At 35.2% G+C, this 12,253-nt stretch carries 20 protein-coding genes; 3 read left to right on the top strand and 17 right to left on the bottom strand.

Annotated elements, in window-relative coordinates; translation table 11 throughout:
- Positions 1-525: 525 nt before the first annotated feature.
- The 5 genes from MKY13_RS11100 to MKY13_RS11120 form a co-directional block, all read right to left on the bottom strand.
- Entirely contained in the window at positions 526-1,350 is an 825-nt protein-coding gene (locus MKY13_RS11100; protein ID WP_339212693.1) for an inositol monophosphatase family protein, read from the bottom strand.
- Between the two features lie 75 nt (positions 1,351-1,425).
- A complete protein-coding gene (locus tag MKY13_RS11105; protein WP_339212696.1) occupies positions 1,426-1,746 on the bottom strand; it encodes a cupin in 321 nt (106 codons plus the stop codon).
- Positions 1,747-1,796: 50 nt separating this feature from the next.
- Positions 1,797-2,354: a hypothetical protein gene (locus tag MKY13_RS11110; RefSeq protein ID WP_339212699.1), complete on the bottom strand. Its 558-nt coding sequence runs from the start codon at positions 2,352-2,354 to the stop codon at positions 1,797-1,799.
- A gap of 71 nt (positions 2,355-2,425) precedes the next feature.
- Positions 2,426-2,764, bottom strand: a complete 339-nt coding sequence (locus MKY13_RS11115) for a hypothetical protein (RefSeq protein WP_191699905.1) — start codon at positions 2,762-2,764, stop codon at positions 2,426-2,428.
- Positions 2,765-3,456: 692 nt separating this feature from the next.
- Complete coding sequence (locus MKY13_RS11120) at positions 3,457-3,891, bottom strand: DMT family transporter (RefSeq protein WP_191699906.1); 435 nt, start codon at positions 3,889-3,891, stop codon at positions 3,457-3,459.
- Between the two features lie 152 nt (positions 3,892-4,043).
- On the opposite strand from MKY13_RS11120, the gene MKY13_RS11125 reads away from it, so the two are divergent.
- Positions 4,044-4,679, top strand: coding sequence for a phosphatase PAP2 family protein (locus MKY13_RS11125; protein ID WP_191699907.1), 636 nt, complete (start codon positions 4,044-4,046; stop codon positions 4,677-4,679).
- 84 nt (positions 4,680-4,763) lie between these two features.
- Here MKY13_RS11125 and MKY13_RS11130 read toward each other — a convergent pair whose 3' ends face one another.
- From MKY13_RS11130 to MKY13_RS11185, 12 genes are all read right to left on the bottom strand, one after another.
- Positions 4,764-5,174: a hypothetical protein gene (locus MKY13_RS11130; protein WP_339212703.1), complete on the bottom strand. Its 411-nt coding sequence runs from the start codon at positions 5,172-5,174 to the stop codon at positions 4,764-4,766.
- A gap of 99 nt (positions 5,175-5,273) precedes the next feature.
- Complete coding sequence (locus MKY13_RS11135) at positions 5,274-5,759, bottom strand: DUF2691 family protein (RefSeq protein ID WP_339212705.1); 486 nt, start codon at positions 5,757-5,759, stop codon at positions 5,274-5,276.
- A gap of 35 nt (positions 5,760-5,794) precedes the next feature.
- Entirely contained in the window at positions 5,795-6,316 is a 522-nt protein-coding gene (locus MKY13_RS11140; RefSeq protein ID WP_339212708.1) for a GNAT family protein, read from the bottom strand.
- 101 nt (positions 6,317-6,417) lie between these two features.
- Positions 6,418-7,206 (bottom strand): sulfite exporter TauE/SafE family protein, encoded by a 789-nt coding sequence (locus MKY13_RS11145; RefSeq protein WP_339212710.1) that lies wholly within the window; start codon positions 7,204-7,206, stop codon positions 6,418-6,420.
- 60 nt (positions 7,207-7,266) lie between these two features.
- Positions 7,267-7,494, bottom strand: coding sequence for a sulfurtransferase TusA family protein (locus tag MKY13_RS11150; protein WP_191699911.1), 228 nt, complete (start codon positions 7,492-7,494; stop codon positions 7,267-7,269).
- A 123-nt stretch (positions 7,495-7,617) separates the two neighbouring features.
- On the bottom strand, positions 7,618-8,745 hold the full coding sequence (locus MKY13_RS11155) for an MBL fold metallo-hydrolase (RefSeq protein WP_339212713.1): 1,128 nt from the start codon (positions 8,743-8,745) through the stop codon (positions 7,618-7,620).
- A gap of 77 nt (positions 8,746-8,822) precedes the next feature.
- Positions 8,823-9,218 (bottom strand): DsrE/DsrF/DrsH-like family protein, encoded by a 396-nt coding sequence (locus MKY13_RS11160; protein WP_339212716.1) that lies wholly within the window; start codon positions 9,216-9,218, stop codon positions 8,823-8,825.
- Position 9,219: 1 nt separating this feature from the next.
- Complete coding sequence (locus tag MKY13_RS11165; RefSeq protein ID WP_191699914.1) at positions 9,220-9,780, bottom strand: sulfurtransferase TusA family protein; 561 nt, start codon at positions 9,778-9,780, stop codon at positions 9,220-9,222.
- Between the two features lie 49 nt (positions 9,781-9,829).
- Positions 9,830-10,126: a rhodanese-like domain-containing protein gene (locus MKY13_RS11170; protein WP_191699915.1), complete on the bottom strand. Its 297-nt coding sequence runs from the start codon at positions 10,124-10,126 to the stop codon at positions 9,830-9,832.
- 11 nt (positions 10,127-10,137) lie between these two features.
- A complete protein-coding gene (locus MKY13_RS11175; RefSeq protein ID WP_191699916.1) occupies positions 10,138-10,479 on the bottom strand; it encodes a rhodanese-like domain-containing protein in 342 nt (113 codons plus the stop codon).
- 10 nt (positions 10,480-10,489) lie between these two features.
- Positions 10,490-10,966, bottom strand: coding sequence for a DsrE/DsrF/DrsH-like family protein (locus MKY13_RS11180; RefSeq protein WP_191699917.1), 477 nt, complete (start codon positions 10,964-10,966; stop codon positions 10,490-10,492).
- A 52-nt stretch (positions 10,967-11,018) separates the two neighbouring features.
- Positions 11,019-11,279: a metal-sensitive transcriptional regulator gene (locus MKY13_RS11185; RefSeq protein ID WP_191699918.1), complete on the bottom strand. Its 261-nt coding sequence runs from the start codon at positions 11,277-11,279 to the stop codon at positions 11,019-11,021.
- Between the two features lie 190 nt (positions 11,280-11,469).
- Between MKY13_RS11185 and MKY13_RS11190 the strand changes: the two genes are divergently transcribed.
- Together MKY13_RS11190 and MKY13_RS11195 are read left to right on the top strand one after the other, a co-directional pair.
- Positions 11,470-11,940 (top strand): DinB family protein, encoded by a 471-nt coding sequence (locus MKY13_RS11190; protein ID WP_191699919.1) that lies wholly within the window; start codon positions 11,470-11,472, stop codon positions 11,938-11,940.
- A 65-nt stretch (positions 11,941-12,005) separates the two neighbouring features.
- Positions 12,006-12,206: a hypothetical protein gene (locus tag MKY13_RS11195; RefSeq protein WP_191699920.1), complete on the top strand. Its 201-nt coding sequence runs from the start codon at positions 12,006-12,008 to the stop codon at positions 12,204-12,206.
- The last annotated feature ends 47 nt before the right edge of the window (positions 12,207-12,253 follow it).

A 12,253-nucleotide genomic window follows, 5' to 3' on the forward strand; every position in this document is an offset into this window, starting at 1 on the left:
CATACTTTATTACTTTCCCAAAATAACGAGAGTTAACCTTTGTTTTTTAATTGCTTTGCAAAATGAGAGTTAAGTTAACCTTTGTTTTTTAATTGCTTGGCAAAATGAGAGTTAAGTTAACCTTGTCTGATTCCCAAATATCAAAAGAGATTAAAAGAAGTTTCACTATTTATTACGACAGCAAGGGGTTTTTACTCATAGAGAGGTAAAATACGCTCATTTAGAGCCTGGATGAATGGGATGAGGAAAATGGATTTTTAGTTCAGACATATGATTAAACGTTTATAGAGATATTTCAGTATATATTAAAGGACATAACTTATTTGTTAAAAAAAGTTATGTCCTTTATTGAGTTTTTATATAAAAAAGGAGTACAACATCATAAGTAAATTCATGGAAATATGTGCAAACATATGTGCAAGCATAGCTAGCTCTAGATTGTGCTTCCAATAAATCCACTCAAAGAACAAGCCGGCAAACCCAATCATAAAGATCATTCGGAACCAAATGAACTGTCCATATTTTTTAAATAATATGTAGCGATTCTGTAGAACTATTTAATCCTTTTCGAACCATATCTAAGAAGTAATCCTTATTGTCTGGATGGCAAGCAATTAAGTAAGGTTCATTGCTCATGCCTGTGAAGTCATTTCCTTCAAAGTCAATGACAATTCCCCCCGCTTCTTTTACCATAAGTATGCCGGAATACAAGTCATCCCCTTCTGAGTTATATAGGATAATTCCGTCTATATCGCCTTTTGCAAGCATACACCACTGCAGAGTAGGAGCCCAAAGTCTCATCATCCTTTTACAATTCACATCGATATATTGTCGTAATATTACAGCCTTTTCATCATTCTGCACTTTGTGACCCTGTATCCAAGCAATCGTAAACTTTTTCGGATGATCTCTCTTCATAACATTTAATGCTGTATCATTACAAAATGAACCACCGTTAACACTAGATATAAATAACCGATCTACCATCGGTTCATAGATAACACCAAGAACCGGTTCATGTTTATGTAATAGTGTTATAGAAGCAGTAAATACAGGAAGCCCAATGGCAAAATTATTCGTTCCGTCCAATGGGTCCACTTGCCATAACCACTCACTCTGTAAGCCATTATCCCCTGCTTCTTCACTATGTATTTTATGGTCAGGAAAAGCACTCGTTAATGCGTTTAATATTACAGCTTCAGCTAAATGATCTACTTCAGTTATTATATCCCCAAAATCATCTTTTTCTTCCATACTTGTAACTTTACCAAAACGCTCTTTTGCTATATTCCCCGCATCCATTACAGCCTTAGTTGCTACTAACCGCGCTTTATTTAATAATTCTTCCATATGAATCTCCTTTTGGCATTAAGAATTCAAACTTTTACTATCTTACTTTAGGGGCATAAATAAATTAGGCGTCAGTTACTTACTTTGAATGACTATAGCCGTTAACCCCTCATCCGTTTTCGTTTCGTGCCATTCGTCTTTCTCCCAAAAAACAGCATCCCCAGTCGAAACTTTAAAATATTCCTCTTTTTCATTCCGAACATAGCCCTCTCCGTTCAAAATTAAAAGGAGTTGAGGAACTACTGCTTGATGATAGCCTACAATTCCATTTTGATTTAAGTGCATACACCCAATGTTCGTTTCTTTAGTTGTTTCAATAATACGGGAAATAATAAAATCCGAATTAAATTGTGAAATCTTTTTGCCGCTCTCTTTATTAAATGTATAAAATTCCATGATGACCTCCTAGAAGTTTATAAAGCTAAATATAATAAACTGAAAAGCCCTTACTTCTTCTCCTGCTCAATAAACCGGATATTATTTGCTTTAGCTATCCTATAAATTTCACTTTTATCTTCCTGAAGATACTGTTTAGTTACAGGAATGCGAAGTGAACTTCCATCAACTGAAGTAAAGATATATTCTTCATGTGAACCGATATCGTCAACGTAATATTCGAATACTACCTCTTCAATTTCAGACCATTGAAATGTTTTATCATCAAATAATTTATTTGAAACAACCTGTTCTTTTCCTATATAGGTATAAGTTAAAATCGATAAATAAAAAACAAAGAGGCCACCTGCTATAAAAGCAGTCATGAGGCTATAAGTAAATTTATTCTGTTTAATGATAGGAATCATCAATCCAATAATTAATATTAAACAAGCAGCCATAACTATTCTATAATTTGTACTACCTGGATAGAGTACAATTGTCGATGGATCATAAATAAATGTCTGAACATAGAAAATAGGAAAGATGAGTCCGAAAACAGGTGTACTGATCAGAATTAATATGGCTATTATTGATAAAACTAGACGAGGCGAGTAATTGGTCTTCATTTAAATTTCCCCTTTAATTTAAATATTAGATCTAGCATTGTTTCATATAATCACTAAAATTTAACTTAAAATTAGCTAAATGCCCCGAAATAACTTATGAATTTCCCAGTATGTGCATCTAACACAATAGTTGAATTCATTTCAGGTGATTTTATCGACACTTCCCACTGCATTCTATTTAATAATTCATTCCAAAATCCAGATTTTTGTGAAAGATTTACACCTATATTTTCTTCCGGAATTTCTTCCAGCCCATTGAATGTTACCGTTCCCCATTCTTCTTCATTAGGATTTAATAAAAATTTTTCTGCATGAAATAGAGCTGCGTCTGAACTTAGTACAGGTGGTTTATAAAAATATATAAAACAAACAGCGACAGAAACAGCTAAAATTAATAATATTTTTTTCAAAAGAATACCACCTTACGTTAACTCTTCATTAGCACAATGTAATTTCTTGAACTATAACTGTAGCAACTACTTCTTTTGTATCAATAAGTGTGGCTAACCCGCAAAATTCAAAAGCAGAAATTGACCACATCTTTTTCATTGGATTTCTCCCTTCAATTTATCTACGGAATGAAATAACTAAAGTTTCATAATTTTTACAAAAATGATATTTTTAAGAATAATCATCATAAGTTAGGGATAAACCAATAGAAAAAACTCTGAATCGGAGTAGTTGGTGTTGGGGAAAGCGATTGAATTGCGTACTGTGATAAATAGAGGAACGAATTACCTTTATTTTTAAAATAACATAAAAAATAGTAAAAATAAGGGAATGAATTTCCGTTATTGACCTAAAAAACATGAAAATTCATTATTTTATTTACAATAAAGGTAAAATGTTTCTTTATTTACCTTAAAATGAGCTACATTAATCAAATAACGGTAAAATCTTCCCTTATTTTATGCGGGGAATGAAAAACTTTAAAATAAGCGCTTTCTATCTACTTAGCGATTTCTCCACTCGAAGTTGTTCGGACGCTTCAGCGCTTTTACTTTATCACTTTATAACGAGATCAAAATTTTTGGATTTTTAATTCCTCCCTCTATAAATGTTGATATATTTATCAATGGCCCTAAATCCTATAAATTTGTCATTATGCTTTATTAAACAAATATATTCCAACAAACATCAACGCAAGGGCAATGAATTTAGTGGTATTTAGCGGAAATACTTCCCCACCAAACAGTCCAAAATGATCAATAATTGCACCGACTACAATCTGACCAATAATAACTGCCATAAGAGTTGCGGCAACACCAATAAGGTTGACAGAAAAAATATTAACGACAATAAATAATGCTCCTAGTAATCCACCGATTAATTGCCATTTTGGTACATTAAATACATTTGAAAAATTTCCTTTTCCAAAAAAGAAAGCTAAAAAGAATAGTGCAAGCGCCCCCACCAAGAATGAAGTAGTCGCACCTTCCAATACGCCAACTTTTTTACTTAACTGTGCATTTATCTGACTTTGTATGGCAACTGCCGCACCACCGATCAGTGCTAAAAAAGCGATTATTAATTTCATCCACAACATTCCTCCATTTTCTATATCATGTTGATTTCAATTAAACATTTTAATATTCCTTTGTAATTTGGAATACCCATTCGTGTTAAATAATAGTATATTTCATTCAAACTAATCCATAATAAGATCTATTTCCAAAATGGAGGACACAAGTGCAAAGGAATAAAAAAATAAACAAAATGCCATATGTGTTAGCAGTTTGTTCTTTCGTTGTATTCTGTATTTTATGGGGTACGTACCAAACATCATTCATTCAAGCTTTTGACAGTAAAGCATCGGATTTATTATTCGGCAATAAATTTATTACAATGTTTCATTATATAGGTGAAACTAAGTTTATTTTTGCTGTTACAATCGTTTTATGGATTTTTATTTTGCTTCGTAAAAAAGACCTTAAATTAATAGTCTTTGTCATTTTTTCTGTAGGTGGCGGATATGCATTATATCATTTATTAAAACGCATAATTGAACGGCCTCGTCCGGATATTGTGGATCAATTCTCAACTTATAGCTTTCCCTCAGGTCATGCAGTGCATGGTTTGCTGTATTTAATTACTATCGCCTATGTATTGAACCGAGTTATCACTTCTAAGAGCGCGTCGCTTATCATTTGGATCATGGCCATCCTATTGGCTATATTAATTGGGCTTTCTCGTATAGCAGAGGCTCGTCATTTTGCTTCTGATGTGATTGCAGGCTGGTTGCTTGGCTATAGCTGGTTTATTCTTTCCTTATGGTGGCTTAAAAGTGAAAATCCTTATTGTGGAAATAATAAAATTAAAAATTAGTTATTACAAAGGGTCCTAAAGGATTCTTTTTTTGTTTATAACCTAGTTCAAAGTCGATTTCATTTACTCATAATAACTGCATCATCATCGCTCTATATAAATAATATCATTTGAAGGTTCAAGATACTCTTTATCACCTAACGAGAAAGTAGTTTTTAAACGTTCAATTTCTGCATATTGAACTACTTTATTTTCATTAACGAAGATCAATAGGTAAATATCATCTCTCGTACCAATATTGCTGGGATCGGTGAATTTAACGCCCAGTTGTTTTTCAAGATCTGTTTGTGTCGTATAAGGTTGAACTAAAAAGGCCTTATCCCATTTAAAATCTACAAAAGAATCGATATAGTGTGCGCTCGTGCTATTATCAGATACCATAATAATGGAAGAATGAAGTTTTTTTTCAAGTTCTGTATTTCGTTTAATGCTGCTGTCGTTGCAACCCATTAGTAATAACAAGGTAAACATAACGACTCCCATTTGTTTTATCAATATATTAATCTCCTTTTATGAAAATAGACGCTAATTCTGTATAAGAACCGCGCCATTTATTTTAGTTATGTACCAAAATTCGCTAGACCTGTAAAAATGTTAGATTGTTATCTGTGGTGGTGGAAATGTATGATCTTCATTTATAATTTTAATACTTGTACACCCTTTATTGTATGCGTTTTTAACGAATTGCTGAATCATTAACTCATCTTTTAAATAAATTGAAACAAAACCTGTGTCCATTATGATTATGGCGAGTTGGCACGAACTAATCTCAAAATCATGAAAATCTAGAATATCTACTATATCTTCTTTTACAAGGAAAGCTTTAAGAGCTGCAGTGATTACATAATGCCTCGTAGTAGTTATACGTTCTCTGAACTCTTCCCCGGTAAGTACCAACTCATCTACACTAAATAAAGGGGTTAAAATTCTGTTATACCCTTCCCCCTCTACTTGATAATTTTCGCCGCCATCACTCTGCCAATACCAGGTTGGATCAATTACATCTAATAATAAATCTGATAACAAGTAATCTGAATGAATGGCATCATTCACAAAAAAACTTATACCTATTTGCTTCATTATAACCTTCCCCCTGGTTATCTTTCCTGTGTATACTATTTAATCGTTGTCCACTCTTCATCCAAAATCGCGTAATAATACTCATCCCACCACTCGGCTCCGTTAGGAATACACTTTTTGAAATGCCCTTCTCTTCTCATGCCGATTTTCTCCATCACACGGTACGAAGGCGTATTTTCAGGCTGACAGGTTGCGATAATTCGATGTAATTTCATTTTTTCAAAGCCATATGCTAACATTGCTTTTGCAGCTTCTGACGCATAACCCTGATTATAAAATTTCGGATTGAATACCCAGCCAATCTCATATGTATGATCACCAAAATATTTGCAAAAAAAGATATGCCCAATCAAAATGTTTTCTTCTTTTAATACGACAGCGTATTTTTCAGCTTTCTCCCCTATATTTTGCGTAATAAATTCTTTTGCAGCTTCTTTTGTAAAAACGCCTTCAGGTATATATTTCATGACAAGGTTATCGGATGTATATTCAAATACTGCCTGTTCATCTACCCGCTCAAATTCTCGTATATACAATCGTTCCGTTTCAATCCACATTTTTTCACCTCCAAAATCTCCACTCTTTTAATTCATTTCGACATGTATATAATGATTACCTCTTAATAAAAAAAGTGAAGCGCAAGTATACGCTCCACCTCCTATTGTTGAAAAATATCAACCCATATTTTAATTGCAGTTGCACCAATCATCACTGCAAGTAGCCATTGTAGCATTTTCACGTTCATTTTCTGCCCAACCTTTGCACCTAATGGAGCAGCGATAATACTTGCAATAATCATTATAAAAGCCGGCCAATATTCGACTTGACCAGTCATCACTTTCCCGATACTGCCGCCAATTGACGAGATAAACGTAATCGCCAAACTAGTTGCGATTGTCACGCGTGTTGGGATTTTAAGGATCGTCAGCATAATCGGCACAAGTAAAAATCCACCTGCTGCTCCGACAATTCCTGAGCCTACTCCGACAACAAGTGCAAGCGAGCTGGCTAATACCTTATTAAATGTAATCTCTTTACTATCTTCAACCGTTTTCCGTGGAATGAACATCATTACAGCTGCGATTCCGGCTAATATACCATAAACGATATTGACGGCATCTTCTGATAAAAATCCAGATCCGTAACTACCGATAAAGCTACCAATTAAAATCGCGGCACCCATGTATATGATTAAGTCCTTGTTTAACAATCCGCTTTTACGATAAGCCCAAACTCCTGCAATCGAAGCAAATAACACTTGTACAGCACTTATCCCTGAAACTTCATGAGCAGTAAATGCGACTAGACCAAACATTGGTGGGATATAAAGTAACAATGGGTATTTAATAATCGAACCGCCAACACCGAGCATGCCGGAAATAAATGAGCCGACAAACCCGAGTGCAAAAATGACCGCTATAAATGCGAACGATAAATCGATTTCCATATAAATGCCTTCTTTCGAAAAAAATATAGCGAGTAGAACTTTTCTCTACTCGCTATTTTTTTATGCTTTTTGGATGTAGAAGTACAGTACGCCTGCTTCTTCTTTTTGTTCTACTATTGTGTGACCACCAGCACCAGCCCATGCAGTAAAGTCATTTAGTGCGCCTTTGTCTGTTACTAATACTTCTAAAATTTCTCCAGAATTGATTGTGTCGATAGTTTTTTTCGTACGTACGATTGGCATTGGGCAAGCTAGGCCTTTTGCATCTAAAGTTTTTGCGATATTCATATTGGTTTCCTCTATTCTTAAAAATGATTTTTGTAAGCGATTTTCTTATTTACCGTACAAAACGGTTGCTTGCCTCTTGAGCACGAGGCAAGCGTTAGGTATAACATTTTATTTATGAATGAATTAACGTACTGCGCAACGATTTGGTCCAATTTCCATTTCTGTTTGCTCTTCATCACTAGGTGTCACTTTCCCCATGTTTACAATACGGATTTCTTGATAAGCATTTGGCTGTGGCGGTAAGTTATCTGTTACCATTGAACGGAATATTGCTTCGTCCTCTACATTTAAACCATGATTTTCTGCAAATAAGTCACCAAGGCGTTTTGCCACTGTTCCATCTTCATTCAGCTCTTCAATAATCATGAAGTGTGCAGGTAATACGATTAAGTCCTCTGCTAATGTGCGGTAGCGTTTATATAACGTTTCGCGTAAATCACCAACCCAGTCCTCAGCTAAACCAGCTAAGTCAGGACGACCGATTGAATCGATGAATAAAATGTCACCTGTTAATAAATATTTACCATCAATTACGAAAGATGTTGAACCGATTGTATGACCTGGTGTGTACATCGCGCCTACTTCAATTTGTGATTCACCTAATTTTACTGTTAAGCCATCTTCTAGTGCTTCATATTCAAACACTACTTCTTCCGCATCTTTTGGCGGCAAGTAGTATGTTGCACCAGTTTTTTCCGCAATGTGACGCCCACCTGAAATATGATCCGCGTGTAGATGTGTATCGAATACATGTTTAATCTCTACACCTTTTTCTTTTGCAAAGTTTGTAAATACATCTGTAAAGCGTACCGCATCAATTATTGCAGCTTCTCCGCCATTAATCGCCATGTAAGAAAGACAGCCTTTACCTAAACGGACAAATTGGTATAGCTCGCCACCATTTTTTAGGTCGCCCACTTTGATTGGCTCAAGATACATTGACCATGATTTCATACCACCTTGAAGATAAGCTACTGTAAGGCCTGCATCCGACAGCATTTCCGCGATCATAATAGAAGAACCTTCCTTCGCACATACGACTAAAACTTCTTTATCTTTAGAAATCTTCGGTAAAATCTCTTCTACTCCATCTAAAAGATCGAAGTAAGGAATATTTAAGTATTCGAATTGTTGTCCTTCAATTTTCCAATCTTCAAATGCATCTGTATTACGTACGTCTAAAATAAATAATTCTTTGTTCTCGATTACTTTGCGTGCAACTTGTGCCGCTGTCCAAGCTGTTACTGTCATATCAAGTACCCCCATAGGTATTATTTTATTTAAAATTTTTTAGGCTCTAGTAGCAAAATGCTACTAAAACCATGAAATTAAAACGTTAATGTTGGTGCTGCATCCTTCGCATATTCCAGGAATGTTACAGCTCCACCTACACTAATTCCATCTACGAAATCTTCTTTCGTTAAGCCCATTACGTCCATTGTCATTTGGCATGCGATGAATTGTACGCCTAAATCTTGTGCCATCTCCACTAATTGTGGGATTGCTGGGACATTTGCATTGGCAAACCCTTGTGCAAAGTGCTCTTTGCCAGCTGGCATTTCGAGTGCATGCATACCTTGTTTATGAATTAGATTCAAGCCTTCAAATGTAAAGAAAATTTGAACTTCTTTTTCGGACGCTGCTGCTGCAGTGGCAATATTAAATACTTTATATGCATCGAAAAGTCCACCGTTTGCTGCGATAATCGCTACTTTGTTTGACATATTATTCAACCTCTTTCTGTAGTTCGCCTTCATACCCTGTCATACCAGGTAAGACGTTATAAACTTTTGTAAAGCCTGCTTCAGATAATTGCTGAGCTGCTAAATCTGAGCGTGTTCCTGTACGGCAAATAACATAAATAGTTTGTTCCTTGTCCAGTTCATTCATACGCTCTGATAACTCACCCATTGGAATAGATGTTGCTCCTGGAATATGACCGAAAGCATATTCTGCTGCTTCACGCACATCTAAAATAATGCCATCTTCTTTTATAGCTGCTTCATTTGAAATCGTTTTTTCATACGACTTCTCCGCTGCTTTGCTTACATCTGGATTGCATTTTCGGATATAGTGATAAAATACGCCATTTTCTTCATTAGTCCCAATGTATTGATGACCAACTGTTTTTGACCAAGCTGCTAAATCCGCTACAGAACCTTTATCTGTTGCCTGAATTTCCAATACTTGACCTTCTTCTAAATTACCCATTGCTTTCTTTGTTTTGACAATAGGCATCGGGCAAGCTAGCCCCTTTGCATCGAGTTGTACGTCTGATTTAATCATATGAATCCTCCATCCATACCTAACAGGGTATATTTTCGTTTAAAATTTTTTATTTTACTTCGCCAGTCCACTCAAGCATACCGCCAGCCATATTCGTTACATTAAAACCTTGGGACTCTAAAAATGCTGTAGCTTGACCACTGCGACCGCCAGAACGGCATACCATAATATATGGTGTTTTTTTATCCAATTCATTCATGCGGAATTCAAGTAATCCTAAAGGAATATGTTTAATCCCTGGAATATGACCTGACTCTACTTCATCTACTTCGCGAACATCGATTAAATGTACCGACTCGCCTGCTTCTAACTTTTTCTTTACTTCTTCTGGTAAAATGGTTTTCATGTTAATTCCTCCTAATATGCGCTCATGCCGCCACGGACATTCGTCACATTTTCAAACCCTTGTTTTTTTAATTGTTTACAAGCCTGACTAGATCGCATACCACTTTGACAAATCACAACAATTTCCTTATCCTTTGGCAATTTTGAAAAGTCAGAGCCTAGTGGGATGTTTTTAAATTGCTTGATATTGCGTGCTTTGTACTCACCTGGTGTACGAACATCAATAAATACTTTATTACGATCATTAATCATTGTTTTAAGTTGAGCTGTCGATATAGTATTTACTCCTTTTGTCGGCTTCATACGCCAAACAAAAAATGCAACAATTACAGCAATCAGAATTACTATTTCCATAAGTCACCTCTTAAATGAATAGATTTACGTTTCCTTCTTCCGCATCTGCTAAGTATGCTGCAACACCCGCGTACTGAATGCCATCTAATAATTCCTCTTTTTGAAGACCTAATAAATCCATTGTCATCGTACATGTAACAAGCTTAATATCCTGTTCTTGTGCCATTTCAACCAATTGTGTCAACGTTAACGCATTATGCTTTTTCATAACATGCTTAATCATTTTCGGTCCCATACCTAGCATTTGCATTTTTGATAAGCCAAGCTTTTCAGCACCACGAGGCATCATTTTTGCAAACATCTTTTCTAAAAATCCTTTTTGTACGGCTACTGGCTCTTGCTTTCTTAAAGCATTGATTCCCCAGAATGTATGAAAAATCGTTACCTCATGATCGTATGCTGCTGCACCGTTCGCAATAATATAAGCTGCCATTGCCTTATCATAATCACCGCTGAATAAAACGATGGTTGTTCTTTTCTTTTCCAATTTATTGTCCCCCTACCCCTATAGGTATAATTTATGTTAAAAATAAAAAGCCTTATCGACTTTTTACTAATAAATCTACTGCCTGTTTAACGATTGCATTTTTATCTACTGTTTCTGCATCTTCCTGTGAAAGACACTCCACTAGATTATCTGTCACAATAACACCAATCGTCCGGTCAACAGCAGATCGAACAGCACTTAGCTGAGTGATGACATCTTTGCAATCCTTCTCTTCTTCCATCATCCGTAAAATGCCTCGAAGCTGACCTTCCATCTTTTTCATGCGTGCCAGCACCTTTGGATCGTATTGCATATGCTCACCTCTTTTTTAAATGTTTTTATTAGCTTGATTTCATCTTACTACCCCATGGGGTATATGTCAACTGTTTATATATTTTAATTTTGTAGCGGGTTTTTTATTACACTATACATATTGTTCCAATATATCAACCACTAAGTTATAATTCTTTTAGATTTTCTATTTTGATAAGACGAGGTGGAAGATGTTATCTTTATTCCAATATAACTGGCAAGTACGTGAAGACTGGCTGCAGTGGTGTGAGACACTACCTGTAGAAGAGTTTCAAAAAGAGCGTACAGGCGGTATGAAAAGCATTCGGGAAACATTAATACATATTGTAGATTGTGAACTATTATGGTTAAATTCAATGCTTGAATCAAAAATTGTTTTTGAAGCACGTAAAGAAATTGACGATTTAAATGCAGTTAAAGCTTACTCTACTTTTGTAAAAGCACATACGGAAAGATTCATTAAACATTTACCTTCTGACTATGAGAATGTAATTGTTAATGTAACACGGCGCGACAAAACTATTCTGCATTTTACTCAAAAAAAGATATTGGCCCATATCATCACACATGAAGTCCACCACATCGGTCAATTATCCATCTGGGCAAGAGAAATGCAGCTAAAGCCTGTTTCCTCCGATTTGATTATGAGAAATTTTGAGTAGTCTTTATTAATAAGCATAACGCGCAATAATACATTGTAGTTGAAATAAAAGATGGGGGTAGTTAAATGGGAACAATCTTTTTCTTGTTTTTGCTTTATATCGTTATATTTCTTGCAGTAAAACATGGAATCAATTATTCGTATATTGGTCAATTAGCTAAAAATAAGTTTCCCGATGATATAGAAGCTAAAAATACAGAAGTAGTAGAAGTAGTAAGTGATGAGGAAATCGAAAGTGAATTGGAAAAGCAATCGGATAAAAATTAAATTTTGTAAAATCAATTCTCACTCATTTCGAAAAAACAAAAAATATG

The sequence above is a fragment of the Solibacillus sp. FSL W8-0372 genome, assembly GCF_037969735.1.
In the GTDB taxonomy this organism is placed as follows: Bacteria; Bacillota; Bacilli; order Bacillales_A; family Planococcaceae; genus Solibacillus; species Solibacillus faecavium.

What these genes read in the sequence shown, in the direction of transcription:
- MKY13_RS11105 (WP_339212696.1), bottom strand. Translation starts at nt 1,746, where the DNA reads ATGGAATTTTATACATTTAATAAAGAGAGCGGCAAAAAGATTTCACAA.
- MKY13_RS11160 (WP_339212716.1), bottom strand. Translation starts at nt 9,218, where the DNA reads ATGTCAAACAAAGTAGCGATTATCGCAGCAAACGGTGGACTTTTCGAT.
- MKY13_RS11120 (WP_191699906.1), bottom strand. Translation starts at nt 3,891, where the DNA reads ATGAAATTAATAATCGCTTTTTTAGCACTGATCGGTGGTGCGGCAGTT.
- MKY13_RS11110 (WP_339212699.1), bottom strand. Translation starts at nt 2,354, where the DNA reads ATGAAGACCAATTACTCGCCTCGTCTAGTTTTATCAATAATAGCCATA.
- MKY13_RS11175 (WP_191699916.1), bottom strand. Translation starts at nt 10,479, where the DNA reads ATGGAAATAGTAATTCTGATTGCTGTAATTGTTGCATTTTTTGTTTGG.
- MKY13_RS11135 (WP_339212705.1), bottom strand. Translation starts at nt 5,759, where the DNA reads ATGAAGCAAATAGGTATAAGTTTTTTTGTGAATGATGCCATTCATTCA.
- MKY13_RS11155 (WP_339212713.1), bottom strand. Translation starts at nt 8,745, where the DNA reads ATGACAGTAACAGCTTGGACAGCGGCACAAGTTGCACGCAAAGTAATC.
- MKY13_RS11190 (WP_191699919.1), top strand. Translation starts at nt 11,470, where the DNA reads ATGTTATCTTTATTCCAATATAACTGGCAAGTACGTGAAGACTGGCTG.
- MKY13_RS11100 (WP_339212693.1), bottom strand. Translation starts at nt 1,350, where the DNA reads ATGGAAGAATTATTAAATAAAGCGCGGTTAGTAGCAACTAAGGCTGTA.
- MKY13_RS11145 (WP_339212710.1), bottom strand. Translation starts at nt 7,206, where the DNA reads ATGGAAATCGATTTATCGTTCGCATTTATAGCGGTCATTTTTGCACTC.
- MKY13_RS11150 (WP_191699911.1), bottom strand. Translation starts at nt 7,494, where the DNA reads ATGAATATCGCAAAAACTTTAGATGCAAAAGGCCTAGCTTGCCCAATG.
- MKY13_RS11140 (WP_339212708.1), bottom strand. Translation starts at nt 6,316, where the DNA reads ATGTGGATTGAAACGGAACGATTGTATATACGAGAATTTGAGCGGGTA.
- MKY13_RS11170 (WP_191699915.1), bottom strand. Translation starts at nt 10,126, where the DNA reads ATGAAAACCATTTTACCAGAAGAAGTAAAGAAAAAGTTAGAAGCAGGC.
- MKY13_RS11165 (WP_191699914.1), bottom strand. Translation starts at nt 9,780, where the DNA reads ATGATTAAATCAGACGTACAACTCGATGCAAAGGGGCTAGCTTGCCCG.
- MKY13_RS11195 (WP_191699920.1), top strand. Translation starts at nt 12,006, where the DNA reads ATGGGAACAATCTTTTTCTTGTTTTTGCTTTATATCGTTATATTTCTT.
- MKY13_RS11185 (WP_191699918.1), bottom strand. Translation starts at nt 11,279, where the DNA reads ATGCAATACGATCCAAAGGTGCTGGCACGCATGAAAAAGATGGAAGGT.